The organism is Candidatus Aminicenantes bacterium, assembly GCA_026393855.1.
Taxonomy (GTDB): domain Bacteria; phylum Acidobacteriota; class Aminicenantia; order Aminicenantales; family UBA4085; genus UBA4085.
This window is the reverse complement of sequence record JAPKZJ010000112.1, coordinates 76,667-92,491: the sequence shown is the minus strand read 5'-3', so window position 1 is coordinate 92,491 and position 15,825 is coordinate 76,667. Positions and strand designations below refer to the sequence as shown.

The 15,825-nt window shown below is 58.2% G+C and carries 18 protein-coding genes; 7 read left to right on the top strand and 11 right to left on the bottom strand.

All coding sequences use genetic code 11. The annotated features are described in order from the left end of the window. Nucleotides 1-7 precede the first annotated feature (7 nt). Entirely contained in the window at nt 8-658 is a 651-nt protein-coding gene (locus NTZ26_14030) for a hypothetical protein (GenBank protein ID MCX6561620.1), read from the bottom strand. 228 nt (nt 659-886) lie between these two features. On the opposite strand from NTZ26_14030, the gene NTZ26_14025 reads away from it, so the two are divergent. Further along, nucleotides 887-1,129 carry a hypothetical protein gene (locus tag NTZ26_14025; GenBank protein ID MCX6561619.1) on the top strand — a complete coding sequence of 81 codons (243 nt, stop codon included), beginning with the start codon at nt 887-889 and terminating at the stop codon, nt 1,127-1,129. Between the two features lie 572 nt (nt 1,130-1,701). Here the strand turns inward: NTZ26_14025 and NTZ26_14020 are convergent. The 6 genes from NTZ26_14020 to NTZ26_13995 all read right to left on the bottom strand — a co-directional run bounded on the left by NTZ26_14020 (nt 1,702) and on the right by NTZ26_13995 (nt 6,883). Then, on the bottom strand, nt 1,702-2,427 hold the full coding sequence (locus NTZ26_14020; GenBank protein ID MCX6561618.1) for a hypothetical protein: 726 nt from the start codon (nt 2,425-2,427) through the stop codon (nt 1,702-1,704). 314 nt (nt 2,428-2,741) lie between these two features. Next, entirely contained in the window at nt 2,742-3,692 is a 951-nt protein-coding gene (locus NTZ26_14015; protein ID MCX6561617.1) for an NAD(P)-dependent alcohol dehydrogenase, read from the bottom strand. A gap of 11 nt (nt 3,693-3,703) precedes the next feature. After that, the gene (locus tag NTZ26_14010) at nt 3,704-4,114 is read right to left on the bottom strand and encodes a hypothetical protein (protein MCX6561616.1); all 411 of its coding nucleotides are present in this window, start codon (nt 4,112-4,114) and stop codon (nt 3,704-3,706) included. A 344-nt stretch (nt 4,115-4,458) separates the two neighbouring features. Then, nucleotides 4,459-5,163 carry a hypothetical protein gene (locus NTZ26_14005; GenBank protein MCX6561615.1) on the bottom strand — a complete coding sequence of 235 codons (705 nt, stop codon included), beginning with the start codon at nt 5,161-5,163 and terminating at the stop codon, nt 4,459-4,461. A 115-nt stretch (nt 5,164-5,278) separates the two neighbouring features. Continuing rightward, on the bottom strand, nt 5,279-6,370 hold the full coding sequence (locus NTZ26_14000; protein ID MCX6561614.1) for a TonB family protein: 1,092 nt from the start codon (nt 6,368-6,370) through the stop codon (nt 5,279-5,281). 72 nt (nt 6,371-6,442) lie between these two features. Then, the gene (locus NTZ26_13995) at nt 6,443-6,883 is read right to left on the bottom strand and encodes a hypothetical protein (GenBank protein ID MCX6561613.1); all 441 of its coding nucleotides are present in this window, start codon (nt 6,881-6,883) and stop codon (nt 6,443-6,445) included. Nucleotides 6,884-7,041: 158 nt separating this feature from the next. On the opposite strand from NTZ26_13995, the gene NTZ26_13990 reads away from it, so the two are divergent. Beyond that, nucleotides 7,042-8,412: a DUF3863 domain-containing protein gene (locus NTZ26_13990; protein MCX6561612.1), complete on the top strand. Its 1,371-nt coding sequence runs from the start codon at nt 7,042-7,044 to the stop codon at nt 8,410-8,412. A 26-nt stretch (nt 8,413-8,438) separates the two neighbouring features. Here the strand turns inward: NTZ26_13990 and NTZ26_13985 are convergent, their stop codons facing one another. The 3 genes from NTZ26_13985 to NTZ26_13975 all read right to left on the bottom strand — a co-directional run bounded on the left by NTZ26_13985 (nt 8,439) and on the right by NTZ26_13975 (nt 11,155). After that, on the bottom strand, nt 8,439-8,786 hold the full coding sequence (locus NTZ26_13985; protein MCX6561611.1) for a hypothetical protein: 348 nt from the start codon (nt 8,784-8,786) through the stop codon (nt 8,439-8,441). 155 nt (nt 8,787-8,941) lie between these two features. Next, entirely contained in the window at nt 8,942-10,870 is a 1,929-nt protein-coding gene (locus NTZ26_13980) for an ATP-binding cassette domain-containing protein (GenBank protein ID MCX6561610.1), read from the bottom strand. A 54-nt stretch (nt 10,871-10,924) separates the two neighbouring features. Beyond that, nucleotides 10,925-11,155 (bottom strand): hypothetical protein, encoded by a 231-nt coding sequence (locus NTZ26_13975; protein ID MCX6561609.1) that lies wholly within the window; start codon nt 11,153-11,155, stop codon nt 10,925-10,927. A gap of 466 nt (nt 11,156-11,621) precedes the next feature. Here NTZ26_13975 and NTZ26_13970 point away from each other — a divergent pair, with 466 nt between their 5' ends. From NTZ26_13970 to NTZ26_13960, 3 genes are all read left to right on the top strand, one after another. After that, entirely contained in the window at nt 11,622-12,206 is a 585-nt protein-coding gene (locus NTZ26_13970; protein ID MCX6561608.1) for a hypothetical protein, read from the top strand. 14 nt (nt 12,207-12,220) lie between these two features. Beyond that, a complete protein-coding gene (locus NTZ26_13965) occupies nt 12,221-12,709 on the top strand; it encodes a hypothetical protein (protein MCX6561607.1) in 489 nt (162 codons plus the stop codon). Nucleotides 12,710-12,806: 97 nt separating this feature from the next. Beyond that, on the top strand, nt 12,807-13,016 hold the full coding sequence (locus NTZ26_13960; protein MCX6561606.1) for a DUF378 domain-containing protein: 210 nt from the start codon (nt 12,807-12,809) through the stop codon (nt 13,014-13,016). A gap of 81 nt (nt 13,017-13,097) precedes the next feature. Here NTZ26_13960 and NTZ26_13955 read toward each other — a convergent pair whose 3' ends face one another. Beyond that, the gene (locus NTZ26_13955) at nt 13,098-13,862 is read right to left on the bottom strand and encodes a hypothetical protein (protein ID MCX6561605.1); all 765 of its coding nucleotides are present in this window, start codon (nt 13,860-13,862) and stop codon (nt 13,098-13,100) included. Between the two features lie 138 nt (nt 13,863-14,000). Between NTZ26_13955 and NTZ26_13950 the strand changes: the two genes are divergently transcribed. Together NTZ26_13950 and NTZ26_13945 are read left to right on the top strand one after the other, a co-directional pair. Next, entirely contained in the window at nt 14,001-15,374 is a 1,374-nt protein-coding gene (locus tag NTZ26_13950; GenBank protein ID MCX6561604.1) for an aminotransferase class V-fold PLP-dependent enzyme, read from the top strand. Nucleotides 15,375-15,400: 26 nt separating this feature from the next. Further along, on the top strand, nt 15,401-15,823 hold the full coding sequence (locus NTZ26_13945; GenBank protein MCX6561603.1) for a hypothetical protein: 423 nt from the start codon (nt 15,401-15,403) through the stop codon (nt 15,821-15,823). Nucleotides 15,824-15,825 lie beyond the last annotated feature (2 nt).

The following is a 15,825-nucleotide window of genomic DNA, read 5'->3' as shown; positions in this document are numbered from 1 at the left end:
GCCTGGGTCACTTCGGAAGTGCGTTGTCGATGAAGTCCACGATGACGTGCGCGTGGGTGTCCAGCAGGATCAGCCAGTCCCCGATGAACCGGTACTCGAGATCCTCGGACAGCTTCGGCAGCGTCTGCAGGACTTGGGGCGGAACGGTGGTCAACGGCACAGCGTCGGGGTAGCGGCAGTTCACGGTGAGCTTCAGCGCGACCGGGTCGACCGGGTTCTCACCCTTCATCGCCGCCTTCAACTGCTGACCATCGGGCCCGCCGAAGATGGTCGCCAGCAGACGTTTGATGATCGGACTCGCCTCCGGCGTGAAGATGTCGCCGGGCTTCGCCGTCGCGCGGGCCTCTCGTACGAGCTTTTCAAACGCGCGCTGGTTCTTGTCGATCTGCTCCGGCGTCGCTTCCTTCGGCAGATTCGGCAGCGATCGCTCGAGCTGCACGTGCAGGTCGATGTATTCCTTCAGACGGACATTCATGGTCGCGAGCGCCTCCGCGTCAGCTGGAGTCAGCGGCCCGACGACACGCTCCGTCGCGGGCGCCGACATCGGGGAAGCGGACGTGGCCGGAGGCGCAGGGGGACTGTCGTCGCGTGTGCACGCGCCCAGCGCCAAAACAGCCGCCGCGACGAGACCAATGACGACGCTCCGTGTAACAGACATGCATGTCTCCTTTTTTGACACTGACAGTTGCCGAACCTCACCAACACTGAACTGGCGCTCGTGAAGCCCCCTGATCTCTTCTTGCAGGTCGGCCTTCGACGGCGATGGCACCGTACCTGCCCGGTGTGCTGGTCCAGCGGTTCTTTCTGTCCGCGGCTCTAGGGATAGTGATCTTCTTCCCATTTAATGTACCACCTGTGAAGTGAAAATTCGAGGACAATGTAAGCAATGGTTCCGTCCGGCAGGACGGACAGCGGATCCGTCAGCCTCTTGACCTCGATTGTCCTGGCCTTGGGAATCACCCGGATCCTAACGGGCATAGGCAAAATCGTCCAATTGCGGGGCCGCATTCGCCACTCCTGGCTCCATCTCCTCTGGGCTTTGGACGTCCTGCTTTTTCTGCTTCTGAATTGGTGGGTTCTCTTCCGCTGGCACACAACGACCAAGCCGCCTTCGGGATTTTATTCCTGATCCTTATGCTCGCCCTCATCAGCATCAATCTGAGGGTCCTGAGCTGAGCGGCTGGCGAGACTTCCTATCAGAAGCCACCTCCTCAAACGACAAGCCCGTTCCGCACACAAGAAAAGGGCTGTCGCGGATAATTAAGGGGCATGGAGTGACCCGCCCCTATTCATATAGGCCCAACTGAGTTTCGCTGCTTCCCCGATTCTCTTTCTTTTTAGCTAGGATGGCCATCCGCAGTTGTTTTGCTTGAGTATTCAAATCCGCATTCATGAAAATAGTTCGAAGTTCATCTATTACGGCACCCCACCTGTGGATACATACGCGCCGGCAGTCGCATCTTCCGGAAAGATATCCTTGGGCAACGTTACCCTGGCTCAGGGGGTTCACAAGCTCACGGTAAAGATGGTTGGCTGGAATCCGAAAATGGAAGGGGATAAAGAATCCGGGCGTATAGGCATAGATTACATATTTTTCAAATATTAGGTTCATCTGATGTTCTGAATCCACGTTATGAAAACAATTCATCCGCCGGCCCGAGCATCAGCATCATCGGTCTTTCTAGTCCCGGGGGAAAGCCATTACTTCTTTATTCCTCGAATCATTTTTCCATTAAAGCTGATGATATTTTTCCTCGCATCAAACTCAGAATATAATCCCGCTTCGGGTGATTTTGGATCATATTTCCATTTTTCGTGAAGGCCCGATTTTCCTCGCGACACAACAAGAAATTCGTCACCGACTATCTCTTGGATGCCAAAGTATTCTAAATTGACTTTCCCCCAAGCGTTATTCCCGAGAAATATCTCATATGGTTCTCCCCAAGGATCTGTCAAAGGGAGATATTTCGTATATTTCGGTACCAATGCTTTATAAAGCAATGATTCCTTCTTCAAGAGGCAATCCTCAGGTTTTTCTAATACCGGAAACAATGAATTATCAGTTATACAATCCGCAACACCCTGAGCTATCTTTGTGATTTGCCTCTCGGCGGTTTCATATTTATCTTGCTCAGTGATTTTGACGACGACTTCATCGACAAAGGAGGCGGCGATATAGCCGATAAGAGAGTCATCATTATCGGGGTCGAGCAAGATCTGGTACCAGCTGCCGACTTTCGCCTTGTATTCCAGCAGCCCTCCCGTCTTCACCTCGTCGATACGAAAAATGACCTTCCCGGTCACGTCAGGCGTCGCCCTGACCTCCGCCGGCAGGACTTTGACTTTCAGGCCTTTGCGGTCTTGGCCCGCATAGCCCGCCAAGGACAGCGCCAGTATGGCCAGAAGCGCGATCGGAATTTTTTTCATGTAAACCCTCTCCCCTCCATCGGTCTCAAATAGAAAATCGTTATTGCTGGATATGATGCTACGAATCTCCATGGATTGCAAGAATCGGAAACGAAATATCAAGGCCCTAACGGTCGTATCCGCTGAAACCGATGACCTGCGAAGGAACCTAAACGACTGGGGCATAGGGGCCCAAATTCGGATCGCTGGAATGGCCAATCGCAGTTGTCTCAGATGATTATTCAAACTCGCCTTCAAGAGAAATGTTCGAAGCTCATATATTCGGTCCCCCACTTTTCATCTTAGCCCCATACGAAAACGATATCGAACCGTCTTTAGCTTTTATGTCCCATCGTTATGACTACATTTCCTTTTTTGTGTCCCTGGCCCACGTACCGATGAGCTTCGACAATTTGTTCGAGAGGATAACATCTGTCTAGGACCGGCTTTATCTTTCCCGCTTCGGCCAGTTCCTTGAGTGATGTGAGAGTATCGATGCGTATCTTCGGTGTTCCGTCATCGACGGACCGGTACTTTCCATTGGGGGCCAGCGCTTTTTTACACCGTCGTTTTAGTTTCGAACTCTTGCTCTTCCCAACGGCGTCAAGGATAAAATCATATGATTCTCCCTGAATCGAAATATCGTCTTTTGTGTAATCGATGACCTTATCGGCTCCCAGGGATTTCACCAATTCGAAATTCGCGGCACTGCACACCCCGGTCACTTCCGCTCCAAAGCTTTTGGCAATCTGGACCGCATAAGTACCCAGCCCGCCGGATGCTCCATAGATAAGCACTTTCTGTCCGTTTTGGATATTTCCCTTATTCAGATAATACAAGGCTAAAGCTCCCCTGGAAGGAAGGGAAGCAGCTTCCTCAAAGCTCGCCTCGGCCGGCTTACTAGCCACTAATCCGTCATTTGGCATCGACACCCCATCTTCACGGATACAAGCGTACTCGGCATAGGCGCCGAAGCTCTTCCCCGTAAACGCAAAAACGCGATCACCTTTCTTGAATCGTTTAACATCTTGGCCTACGGCTTCAATTTCTCCGGCCAGCTCAAGCCCCAGCACGGGTTTCCTCGGCCTTCGGAAACCTACGAATATGCGCATGGGGATCCATAGCCAGATGCTCACTTTTCCGCTTCGAACTATACAGTCGCTTATCGTCACCGCCGCCGCATAATTTTTTATCAACACTTCATTACGTTTGGGGATGGGCTTCTTAATCTCCTTAAGCTGAAGAACTTCCGGCGGTCCATACTTGGTGCAGACAATGGCTTTCATTATGAAGGATTTTATGGTTTTGAGGTCGGCGGCGGTCCGGGCTCGTATTCGCGCTCTTCCCAGACGTCGTACGCCGTAGCAACCGAAGAGGTCTGCGTGAGGATCGCGCCGATGGCCAGGATGTGGAGCCCTTTTAAAGCATAGAAGATCCAGGCGTGTTCTCTGAACGAGGGCACGGCCATCACGACACCGGTGATGAGCGCAAAGACGCAAATGCCGGCCGTTGATGCGGCGATCCTCTTCAGGCGCGCCGGGCATGTGCTCTGGTTCAAGACGGAGCGGTTGCGGAAAGCAAGGACGAGCACCGCGATGCCGAGCGCACCATGCACGTGGCCCTTGTACGGGATCGGATCAAACACGGAAACGAACAACGTCGCGAAGCAAAGCCAGATCATGCCGTAGAGCGTCTGCCAGGTTTTCATTCGAGCCTCCTTGATGACCGAAGCCTAACCCCTTCTCGAACGCCTATGACCGGCCCATATTTTAAGAGATATTTTTTCCATAGGCAACTAATGCGTAAACGGCTGAATCAACCTTGCGTTGGCGCCATTCGTATAGATAATTGAAGCTAGCTATGGAGGGCTGACATGTCGCGGTCGCCGACGGCTATCTGACCGTCGACGGGATGCGTTGCCGCGAATACCTGCCGGGGCTGCTCTTCACCTGCAGCGGGGAAGCGCTCGACTTCCGGGGCACGGCGGCGACCTTCCGCAATATCGCGCTCACCCGCACCGGCAGGTGAAGCGCTCCGGATGGATCGCCAGGCCTACTTCTTTTTGCTTAGCCCGTTGGCGATTTGCTCCATGATCCAGAGGGTAAAACCGATCGGCTCTCCTTCGATCCGGGTCTGGGCCCCTACGCCCCAGTCGTTAAGGGTCATTCGCATGTCATCGGTTTCGGCGGATACGACAGTAATCGGAAGGACCTGGAGGCTGACGGTCGCCGCCACCTTGCGCCCTTCTTTGTCCAGGGCTTCGACGATCCACACGTCGATCGTCCTGCCATTGTGGACGATCTTCTTCTGTTCCATGCGTTTGACGATTTGGGCGGCTTCGAAGTTCCCAACCTGCTGATCCTGGCCCTCGAGAAATTTTTTGGGGATGGTGAACGGCGACATGCCTTTGACCTGGATCACGGCCTTATAAATTTCACCTGGGCCGGCCTTGGTTTCCTCGACGAAAACATCGGTTACGATGAGCGGTGAATCCTTCATTTCCGCCTCGATTTCCATCCAGATGCCGGATTTCCCGCTGATCGTGTCCCTTTTCAAGATAGAGATGTACATCCGGGAGGCTTCATTTTTCGTCTTATCGAAAATCGCATAATCCGCCCAAGTGCCGGGGACGAAGGAAAACGTGTCCTTGATGACCAGCGGGGAAGCCTGATGCGGGATGGCTTCCTGGGCGGAAAGAGGCGCTCCGAGGGCCAAAGACGCCAGCAAAACGACCGGCAGGAGCAGGCGACGCTTCATGGTGTTTCTCCTATAGCCCATCATATCATGAATATCGTTTGGGGCTCCCGGCGGCTGAATCACAAACTGAGGTGCCCCTCGATGATCGGATGTTTCGGAGGAGCCAATCATTCTATTACTTCAAGGTGAATCTGCACGTAGCGGTAAAAATGACGCCTCGCGGTGCGCCAGCGATGAGGAATGGCTCATAAATCCATTGTTTGACTGCCGTTAGAGCTGCTTCGTCGAGCAAGGGGATTGATCTGAGGATGCGCGCATCTATGACCTTCCCCCGCTCATCAGTTGTCGCCTCGACTATCACCACGCCCTCGACGTGGGCTTGGCGGGCGATTTCAGGATAGATCGGATCGACTTGCTTGATGATTTTAGGCCCCTGATCCGTCCCCATAATTCTATGGGGGGCAGAAAGTTCCGTCGATGTGAGCTCGGACGGATCATCCAGCGCCCCGTGTTGCTTGAGCAGCTCGACCACGTCCTTATAGCCGTTCACAGTGGCCCAATGCAGCGACGTTTGGCCGTCTTTGTTCTTGATATTCACGTCCGCGCCCTTGGCGATCAGAAGCTCGACGACGTCTTTTTGGCCGTTCACGGCAGCCCAGTACATCGGCGTCAAGCCCTTTCCGTCCTTGACGTTCACGTCCGCGCCCTTAGCGATCAGCAGCTCGATCATGTCTTTATGGCGCCCATGGGAGGCCAGGAGCAAAGGCGTATCGTTATACTCATCCTTGGCGTTTACGTTCGCGCTCTTAGCGATCAGCAGTTCGACCATGTCCTTATGGTCTCCATCAACGGCATGGAACAGCGGCGTCCGGCCGCCCATCCCCCCGGCATTCACGTCCGTGCCCTTGGCGATGAACAGCTCGACGATATCTTTATGGCCCCCATAGGCGGCGCTGTGCAGGGGCGTATCGCCATATTGATCCTTGGCGTTCAGTTCCGCGCCCTTAGCCAGCAGTAAGGCGACCACTTCCTTAAAGCCTTCACCTGCGGCCAAGTGCAGAGGGGTCCTGCCGGCATCGTTTTTGGCATTCACAGCCTCGCCCCGATTCAGGTGCTTTTTCACATCGGCCAGATCGCCTTTTTCCGCAGCTTCATGGATGGTCCCATAAACCGGGGGCTTATTATCCCGACAGCCCCAGCCGACGAGTGCCGCCAGAAGGAAAACAGCCGCAAAAATCTTCGCCGTCCCGGTGTTTCGGTTTTTCATGGTTCCCTTTAAGAAAGCGGAATTCGGCGTCTCATGCGCCCAAGACACTAAAGAGAGGAAGCCGATCTATTCCTAATTGTCGCGATTCCGCAGTCCGGCCGGTACGCGATTGGAGAAATAGATCCGACGGATGCTGCCCGGCGCGATCTTTTCGCCCGTGGCCAGCTCCCAAACTTTTTGAGCGGAACTAAAATCGACGATCCTCCCCGACATGACGTCGCCGCTCTTGAGGAAGATATAATGTTCGTTGGTTTCCATCTGATCGCGTTCGTTGGGGAAATTCCAGTTTTCATTGACATAATTGATCATCCAAAGGTCGCGCATGGGGAATTCGCCGCTATTGGCCGTTCCCACGACCAGACGCGTGCTGGACATATCGATGATCCTATCGATGATGACATCGCCGCTCTTGAAGAAAATGGCAGATTCCCCGCCGCGCAACTGAGCCGAAGCGGACAGCGCCGCAGTCAGAAACATACCGACAAATACGACAACGATCGCTTTCTTGGTCATAAGAACCTCCCTGAAGAGATTGTGCCGAAAGCATATGCCTGCATTTTAGTTCTGTCAATGCTATGGCCCCAAAAAAATCAAAAAAATGCGAGGGTGATGGATATCGCAATCCGAGTATGTTGACAGCGATGCCCTGCGGTCGATAGTATGCCCTCACCATGAATACCAGATGGAGTTCGGCGTTGATCGCCTTGTTTCTCGGTAGCGCCTTGAACGCAGCCGCGGCGCCCGTGGACGAGCGATTGACAGTCCAGAATCATCGCTTTTTGACCATCAACACGGTCATCCGCGTCAACCAGATCGAATCGGCCCGCGACCTCAACGTCGGCGCCGACGAAGCCGCGATCCATACGCCGGAAACCGTGGCCGCGTTTCGCGCCGCCGTATCGGATGGTTTTCCCCAGGCCAAGGTGACCTGGGCCTTTTCCTGGCTCGCCCTGCAGGACGGGCGGCCGAACTATGTCGCCATCCGCAAGCTGGTCGCGGGCTATCACGCCGCACACGGCGACGAGATCACCTTCATCCCGGGCGGGTACTTCGCACCCATGTACAGTTCGCGCGCCCAAGTGAACAAAGACATCCACGAGGCCCTGCAGCGCGTCGGCGACATGGTCGGGAACGGATACCGACCCAAGAGCATCGTGGCCGGGTTCCTCTCCGCCGAGAACCTGCGCGACTTGGCCGAGGAGGAAGGCATCCATGTCTGTCAGGGCACGATCTGGAGCCAGTACGGCATCGACAACGGCGACGGGGACGGCTCCATCAGCTACCCGTACTACCCCAGTCGCGAGCACGCCTGCAAGCCCGCCCAGGGACGGGCCGACTTCATCGACTGTGTGAACCTGGACGGCTGGACATGCGATTTCCTGTGCGCGCGGCGCTTTGGCTTCGAGGGCGGTTTCAACAGCCGGCTAGGCGTGGGGCCGATCGAGGCGTACCATAATCTCGGCGTCGAGAAGGGCCTGGCCGAAGTCATGGCCGTTACGGCAAACCATTTCGACGACGGCTTTCGCCGCAACGGCTTCGGCTGGGTCACGGTCTGCTGGGAGATCAGTCTGGTCAAAAGCCTTAAGCCCGAAGTCCTTGGCTGTCTCACGACCTGGCTGCAAAATGTGCGGCGGCGCTGGCCCGACGCCCGGGTGGTCACGCAGGGCGAGTTCGGCGAGGCCTGGCGGCGCGAGCATCCGGATAATAAAGGCTTGGACTACCGATTTGTGCAACGCGGCACAGGCATCGGCGGCTCCGAGCCGAATCTGGAAATCCGCTGGTTCATGAACTCGGCCTTTCGGTTGGCGATCCTGCGCGACTGGCAGAAGAATGATCCCGGCCGGGTGATCGACTTCACCCGCTACGATCTGACCGCCCACGAGCCCGAGGATCCCTCAGCCGGTAATCCCGCGCGGAATTGGAGCCTGATCAATCGCATCAACCAGAAGCACCGTCGGCCGGAAGACGCACCGGTGCCCCTAGCGGCACTCACGGCGGAAGAACAGGCTCTGATCCGAAAATACTGCCCGGAGCTGTTCTAGACGGCACGGCTGACGAACGACCCCGCTCAATACCACTTCGAGATCGTGAAATTATGGCTGTGACCGTTTGTATCCGCCGTTGTGACGGCGACGGGTGTTCCGTTTTTCACGCTCAAGAGCTCCGCCTCGTTCATAGTGAAGGTATGGGTATGGCCGTTGGCCGAGGTCTGTCGGGAAATCCCGCCGGTCGGCGGAGTCTCAATTTCGGTTCTCTGAATCGTGATGGTGTGGGTATGCCCCTGTGTGGTCGCCGACGTGAAGACCCTGGAATTGGGATCGGTCGGGGTCGTCGACGAGCTTTTGCAGGCGCTCAGGCCGAAACCCCAGATGACGATAGCCGCCGCCACGAAAAGCGGAAATCCTTTTCTTCTCAAAGCGTTTTCTCCCTTCAGAGATAGGATATTCGATGACGCCCGCGTCTCGAGGCGAACAGAATCACTCGGAAATTTTCCCCATTCCCGATATAATTTATAGATATAGGATAGTCCGATGCCTCACGGATGTCAACTCGAAGGAGTCCTCTGGTCTCTCAGGTCTTCCCGGTCCGTTTTTTCGTTGCGGCGGTCGCCTGCACTTTCCGCTCTTCCAAGTATTCCCAGCGCTCATAGGCGGCGGCCAGCTCGCCTTCCAGCTTCTTCAAACGCGCCTTGACCGCGGCAACCTCACCGCCCGCGTCGCGATAAAAGCCGGGATCGGCCAGGGATCCATAAAGCCGAGCTTTCTCCGCCTCCAACTGTTCCAGCCGCGGCGGCAGGGCGTCCAGCTCCCGCTCTTCCTTGAAGCTCATCTTGAAGGTCGCCGGACGAGGTCTGGGCAGCGGCTTGGGGGCGGGTTTCTCATCGGTCGGCAGGGGGGGAATCTCTCTCTGTCGCAGCCAATCGTCGTAGCCACCCACGAATTCTTCGATCTTTCCCTGGCCGCTGAAGACGAGTGTACTGGTCACCACATTATTCAAAAACGCCCGGTCGTGGCTCACCAGCAGCAGCGTGCCCTTGAATTCGAAAAGCAGCTCCTCCAATAATTCGAGGGTCTCGACATCGAGGTCGTTGGTGGGTTCGTCCATAACCAGGACGTTGGCGGTCCGGGTGAACAGACGGGCCAGCAACAGCCGGCAGCGCTCCCCCCCGGAAAGAGACTTCACTTTGGCTCGCGCCTGCTCGGGGGTGAAGAGAAATTTCCGCAGGTAGCCGAGTACGTGCTGGGGAGCGCCGTTGACGGTGACCGTGTCGTTGCCGTCGGCGACGTTGTCGAAGACCGTCCTTTCCGCGTCGAGCTGATCGCGCACTTGGTCGAAATAGACGACCTCCAGGTTGGTGCCCAGGCGGACGCGCCCCTGCATCGGCGCCAATTCTCCCAAAAGCAGGCGCAGCAGCGTGGTCTTGCCGCAGCCGTTGGCGCCGATGATGCCCACCCGGTCCCGGCGCATGATCGCGGTCGAAAAATCACGGATCAGCTGATTTCCGGGGAATTGGTAGCCGACGTTTTCCGCCGCGATGACCAGGTCGCCCGAACGCTTTCCCGATTGCAGGGTCATTTTGACGCCGCCGGACTGTTCCTGCCTCTGCCGGCGTTGGGCCCGCATCTTCAGCAGGGAATTGACGCGGCCTTGATCGCGGGTGCGGCGGGCCTTGACGCCCTGGCGGAGCCAGGCTTCCTCGATCGACAATTTCTTGTCGAAAAGCTCATTTTGGCTCGCTTCCATGGCCAGGCTTTCCTCTTTGCGCCTCAGGAAGGTGGCGTAATCGCAGGGCCAATCCAGAAGTCGGCCGCGGTCGATTTCGATGATCCGGCTGGCCAGCTTCTGCACCAGGCGGCGGTCGTGGGTGACGATCACGATGGTGCCGCCGTAAGCGGCGAGAAAGTCCTCCAGCCAGGTGATCGCGTCGATGTCCAGGTGATTGGTCGGCTCATCCAGCATCAGGATGTCCGGGCCCGCGACCAGTGCCTGGGCCAGCAGGGTGCGCCGCTTCAAGCCGGTGGACAGGGTGGCGAACTCGGCTTCGGCTGGAAGCTGCATCCGGGCGATGATCAGATCGACCTGGCGATGGATTTCCCAGCCGTTTTCGGCGTCCAGCTGATGTCCCAGGCGGGCCAGGCGCGCCATGAGCCGCGGGGCGTCCCCGCGTTGGTCGGCCAGCAGGGCGCTGGCGTGATGGTATTCGGCCAAAAGCCGGCCCTTAGCCGCCAAACCCGAAGTGACGATATCGAAAACCGGTCCGGTGATGCCGACGGGGATCTCCTGGTCCAGGCGGGCCGTGGCCAGGCCTTGGCCGCGGGAGACCTCTCCGCTGTCCGGAGCGACCTCGCCGTTGACGAGCTTCATCAGCGTGGTCTTGCCGCTGCCGTTGCGGCCCAACAGGCAAACCCGCTCATGGCGTTCGATGTTCAGGTTGACGCGGTCGAGCAGACGGGCGCCTCCGTAGCTGATGCACGCGTCTTTGACACTGAGCAGAGCCATCAGAGAACCGTCCTCATTGTTCCCGCCGCCCGCACTTGATCGTGAGCCCCGCGGCTAGCGTTTTCTCTGGTATTTCAGCTTGCCCCGGACTCCCGCCTCGAACACCTTGCGAGCTTCGGCCTGCCTATTCCTGTCGTCTTCCATCTCCCGGTTTTCCGGCTTCGCGGTTTCGGGGGGATTCTCATCCGGTTTTTCGACTTCTTCCGGCGAATTCCGGATCGTGGTCGGCGGGACCGCTTCCTTCGCCTTCTTGCCCGGAATCCTATTCGTAACTTTAATTTTCATATTCTTTTCTCCTCGTTGCTTAGTCTTGGGGGGTCCGAGCTCCCGGTCGCTTCCACCCTATCATCTCGACCTATACGGCCATTTTAACGCATCCGGCGGGGAATCGATAATTCCGGCTGCTCCGTCCGGAATCGAATCGGCGAGGGACATCGATCGGCCGGCCAAAAATACAGTCCACGATTCCGGGATTATTCCTGGCCGGCGGGACTTCCAGCCCCCCTTTCGCCGGCCCGAAATGGCTGTATTAAGGGGATTCCGGCCTGGCACGCAACTTGCTTTTATGCAAGAAGCCGATGGAAAATGGCTTTGCTTCCATGGGCGGGATCCGATAGCGGCGAGAAGCGGAGGAACGAGATGAAAAAGTTTGACATCGAGGTTTTGACCCGAGCCTTTGAAGGGCGATAAACCCGATGCGTTCAATCGTGTTATAATGGCCTTAACTGATTTCACCAAGCGGGAGGCTCCCATGCGTCGATCTGTCGTTTTCTTTACGGCCTTGATTCTGGTATTCGCGTTCGGCGTCCCGTCCGGCGCCCAACAGTCCGCCACCCAATACAATCCCCAGAACCGGCCGGCCGATCCCCGCTTCCAGAGGAACGACCAGATGCGGGGCGACCGCCGCTCCTTCGTCGGCCAATTGACCATCGACCTGGTGCGGCAGGCCGAATATCTTTCCCAATCGAGCTATGAGTACTTCATGGGCTGGAACGGGGCGATCTCGAATCAGGAACAGGCTGTGCTGTTCAAGTCCGAGGAATTTACCGCCGCCTGCCGCCTGTTCAACAAGCTGGTTCAAGACCAGACCAACTATTTCCAGCGCGACAATTTGCGAACGAACCTTTATAACGCGTCTCGCTACGTCGCCGCTTCGTTCCGCCAGCTCGAAGAGCAGATGCGGCTGGGCGGGCTGCGAGGCGACTTCAACCGGATGCGCCGGGACGGCCGGCCGTTCGCGCAGAGAGGGGTGCAAAGCGCGCGGAGCCCGCTGGGACTTGCCGAATGCCGCCGCCTCCTGGATCGGATCGAAGCCGAATTCTCCGCTTGGCGATAATCATCAAAGGCCCGATGTCCGACCATAGAACCGGGAATTGGCTTCTTGGCCTCTACCTCCCGACGAGCGCCCTTCTGATCGGGCTGCTCGGCAACCTGATGCGATTGACCGTTCCGGCCACCGGCCGCGGAGGTTGGTTTGAAGTCTTATGGGCCTATGCGCTACGATCCCCCGACCATTTTTCCATTCTGCGCTGGGTCGCTCCGGCGATCGGATGGCTTCTTCTGCTCTTGATGATCATCGCCGCCCGAAGCCGGAAGCCGATCCTGACGGTGGCCGAAATCCGGATCATCCTTCTGGTGCTGATCGTACTGATGACCTTTGTGGCCAAATTATTCACCATCCTGATCGTCGGCGAGCCCGCGTCGGATCCCGGATCGTCGCATACGGCCATGAAAGACCTGATGATCCAGATTTTTCTATTCGTGGACGTCGATCTCATTCTGGCTTACTTGGCAACGTATTTGCCGATCTTCAAGGCCTTGAAGCGCCGGCTGGTTTAAGCGTGCCGCGTCGCCGTAGTCCGGAATAGGGGGCATGTCTTATGATCGCGCGTGCCCCGCGCCTCGATGGTAATTCAATTTTTACGAGGAGAGTTTAATGAAAAAGCTGAGTCTCTTGGGTTGGATCTGCGAGATCATCGTCGTCGTCGCCGGCCTCGATTGGGGCTTGGTCGCCCTGTTCAAGTTCGATCTCGTGACCAAGATCTTCGGATTCGGGGACATCGTGCGGATCGTTCACATCGTCGTCGGGGCCGCCGCGGTCGTTCTCCTGATCGATCTCGTGACCGGCAAAACCAGAAGAGCGTAAACGGCGTTAGGCTCGAATTTTCGTTCGGGGGTCCGCCCCGGCCACGCCTCACCCTGGCCGGAGTGTTTTCATCTGGCCGGCCTATTTAATCGCCACGCCCATCGTGTCCCGGTGCATGTCGATCAGTGTCCGCATATAGGGGCCGATCGCGTCGGCGCTGTTGAAGCCGGCCTTGCGGGCGGCCGTATCCCGCTCTTCCTTTAAAAGCTTCGGGCTCTCGGCCCAATGGGCCAAGTCCCGGTAGCATCCGAGGGTATAGATGTCCCAGCCGGCGCCCTGATCCCGAACGAAGATCATCAGCGCCGGCCTTCCCGTCGCCGCCTGGTAGTCGCTTTCCCCGCGGCGTTCTTTGTACAATTCGGCCTGCTTCCCGGGCAGGGCGGCCATGATCTCGATGTGGTAATACGCCCCGCCGGCAAACGCCTTTTTGACGGCATCAAGCCCGGGCCCCTTGACGAAGAGATCCTCTTTCCAGGAAACGCAGGCGTCGAGCTTCTCCTGAAACCCGTCCGCCGCCTCAGCCCGCCGGGCAACCCGTGCGGGCGCATAGTATTCCGCGTAGCTTCCCATCGGCAGGAGCAGCATGAGATCCCACTGATCGCCTTGGGTATGTCGCCACCACAGGGGCCGTTCGTCGCCGGCGGCGTCGAGGACGGCCATCCGGCCCTTAAGGAGCGCGATCAGATCCAGCAGCTTGCCCGGGGCGGCCCGCAGGAACGTCGTTTTATACAGATAGGCCGGCGCGGGCTCCGCAGGGCCGTCGGCGGCCCGGACGGCGACCGGGAGGGCGGCTCCCAGGGCCAGAAGGCATACGATCAGTCGAGCGGTCCTTGTCGTTCGCTTCATCGCGACTCCTCCGAATCGGGGGGGGGTTCGAACGGGATCATCATACCAGAATTGCGGGCAGCCGGCCGCTCCGCGTTCCTTGACGCCCCCGGGGGTCCTAAGTACAATCCGAGGTACCTAAAATCGAGGAGATCCAACATGATGCCTGAAACGTGGAGTCGACGCCGGTTTATGGCCGTGGGCGGAGGCGCCCTGGGAGCGGCCGCATTCGCCTTCAAGGCCGACGCCCTCGAACGGGTCACGGCCGCCGGTCAGACGGTGGCCAACCGGACGCCCGAGGAGGTCGCCAAGGACGAGTTCTACTGGCGGGAGATCCAACTGGCCTTCAAGCTGGACCGGACCTTGATCAACCTCAACAACGGCTTCACCTCGCCCTGCGCCAGGGTCGTGCTGGAGTCGGAGTTCCGTTTCATGGACATGATCAACATGCTGCCCGTCCATTACCAGGGCATGGTCGCGGCCAATGCCGCTTCGCTGCGCCTCAAGATGGCCAAGGAGTTCGGCTGCGACGAGGAGGAGATCGCCCTGACCCGCGGCGCCAGCGAAGCCCTCCAGATCGCCCAGAACGGGATCGACCTCAAGCCCGGCGACGAGGTCCTGACCACCGAGCAGGACTACCCGCGCATGCTGACGACCTGGGACCAGCGGATGCGGCGCGAGGGGATCAAGATCGTCCGCATCCAGTTCCCCGTTCCGACGACGGCCGACGACCTCTACCAGCGATTCGAGAAGGCCATCACTCCGAAGACCAAGGTCATGCATTTTTGCCATACGACCAACCTGACGGCCCAGCTCTTCCCCGTCCAGAGGCTGGCGCGCCTGGCCCGCTCCAAGGGCATCGTCACGATCGTCGACGGCGCCCACGCCCTGGGCCAGTTCCCCTTCAAGCTGCGGGACCTCGAGTGCGACGCCTATGGCGTCAGCCTGCACAAGTGGCTGATGGCCCCCATCGGCAACGGCCTGTTGTATGTCCGCAAGGAGATGATCCCGAAGTTCTGGCCGCTCCAGGCCGCCCCCGAGCAGCAGGACAACGACATCCGCAAGTTCGAGTCCATCGGAACGCATCCCTGGGCCATCCGGGCCGCCCTGGGCGAGGCCCTGGCGTTCCACCAGGCCATCGGGGCCGAGCGCAAGGCGGCGCGGTTCCGCTACCTGACCCTGCGCTGGGCCAACGCGCTCAAGGTTCATCCCCGCATCAAGATCCTGTCGGCCATCGACGAGCCGGCCCAGGTCTGGGCGGTCGCCGCCGTCTGCATCGACGGCATCGACGTCCGAGCCCTCAACAAGTTCCTGATGGACAAGTACCGCATCGTCACGGTGCCGCTGGTCGGCGGCGCCCCCCCGAACTCGGTCTTCGACTACCAGGCTCTTCGGATCTCGCCCAACATCTATACGACGACCGAAGAAATCGACACGTTCGTCCAGGCCATGGAAGACGCGATGAAGAGCGGCGTGCCCGCGGCCCCCGAGCCGACGCCTGAGGAAAGCCTCCAGGAAGGGCAGGACTGCTAGGCGCGGCGGCATCCAGGAGGATCCCGATGAAAAAATTCGCGATCGCGGTCGCGGCCGTCCTGGCTTTCGGGCTCATCGCCGGCGGTTCGGCGCTTTACGCCCAGGGCACGTTCAAGATCCCCTATAAGTTCGAAGCGGGCGGCAAGAAGCTCCCCGCAGGCGAGTACCGGATCGGCCCCAAGGACGACAAGCAGCTCACCCTTCGCCCGGCAGCGGGAGGCGACGAGATCCTGATCCCGGTCCTCGAGCGCCTGCCCCAGCCCACACCGGCCTTGTCGGAGCCCCAGCTGGTCTTCGACATGGTCGGGAATTTCGAGCCATCCTATACGGAATACGTGACGGAATACGTTTTGGCGGAGCTGCATCTCCCCGGAGCGGACGGATATCTCGTCAAAACCATGAAGGGGGCCCACAAGCACGAAACCCTGAAGGGACAGACGGCGAAATAACC

What these genes read in the sequence shown, in the direction of transcription:
- NTZ26_13965 (MCX6561607.1), top strand. Translation starts at nt 12,221, where the DNA reads ATGTCCGACCATAGAACCGGGAATTGGCTTCTTGGCCTCTACCTCCCG.
- NTZ26_14025 (MCX6561619.1), top strand. Translation starts at nt 887, where the DNA reads ATGGTTCCGTCCGGCAGGACGGACAGCGGATCCGTCAGCCTCTTGACC.
- NTZ26_13950 (MCX6561604.1), top strand. Translation starts at nt 14,001, where the DNA reads ATGATGCCTGAAACGTGGAGTCGACGCCGGTTTATGGCCGTGGGCGGA.
- NTZ26_13975 (MCX6561609.1), bottom strand. Translation starts at nt 11,155, where the DNA reads ATGAAAATTAAAGTTACGAATAGGATTCCGGGCAAGAAGGCGAAGGAA.
- NTZ26_14010 (MCX6561616.1), bottom strand. Translation starts at nt 4,114, where the DNA reads ATGAAAACCTGGCAGACGCTCTACGGCATGATCTGGCTTTGCTTCGCG.
- NTZ26_13970 (MCX6561608.1), top strand. Translation starts at nt 11,622, where the DNA reads ATGCGTCGATCTGTCGTTTTCTTTACGGCCTTGATTCTGGTATTCGCG.
- NTZ26_14005 (MCX6561615.1), bottom strand. Translation starts at nt 5,163, where the DNA reads ATGAAGCGTCGCCTGCTCCTGCCGGTCGTTTTGCTGGCGTCTTTGGCC.
- NTZ26_13990 (MCX6561612.1), top strand. Translation starts at nt 7,042, where the DNA reads ATGAATACCAGATGGAGTTCGGCGTTGATCGCCTTGTTTCTCGGTAGC.
- NTZ26_14030 (MCX6561620.1), bottom strand. Translation starts at nt 658, where the DNA reads ATGTCTGTTACACGGAGCGTCGTCATTGGTCTCGTCGCGGCGGCTGTT.
- NTZ26_14020 (MCX6561618.1), bottom strand. Translation starts at nt 2,427, where the DNA reads ATGAAAAAAATTCCGATCGCGCTTCTGGCCATACTGGCGCTGTCCTTG.
- NTZ26_14015 (MCX6561617.1), bottom strand. Translation starts at nt 3,692, where the DNA reads ATGAAAGCCATTGTCTGCACCAAGTATGGACCGCCGGAAGTTCTTCAG.
- NTZ26_13945 (MCX6561603.1), top strand. Translation starts at nt 15,401, where the DNA reads ATGAAAAAATTCGCGATCGCGGTCGCGGCCGTCCTGGCTTTCGGGCTC.
- NTZ26_13960 (MCX6561606.1), top strand. Translation starts at nt 12,807, where the DNA reads ATGAAAAAGCTGAGTCTCTTGGGTTGGATCTGCGAGATCATCGTCGTC.
- NTZ26_14000 (MCX6561614.1), bottom strand. Translation starts at nt 6,370, where the DNA reads ATGAAAAACCGAAACACCGGGACGGCGAAGATTTTTGCGGCTGTTTTC.
- NTZ26_13955 (MCX6561605.1), bottom strand. Translation starts at nt 13,862, where the DNA reads ATGAAGCGAACGACAAGGACCGCTCGACTGATCGTATGCCTTCTGGCC.
- NTZ26_13995 (MCX6561613.1), bottom strand. Translation starts at nt 6,883, where the DNA reads ATGACCAAGAAAGCGATCGTTGTCGTATTTGTCGGTATGTTTCTGACT.
- NTZ26_13980 (MCX6561610.1), bottom strand. Translation starts at nt 10,870, where the DNA reads ATGGCTCTGCTCAGTGTCAAAGACGCGTGCATCAGCTACGGAGGCGCC.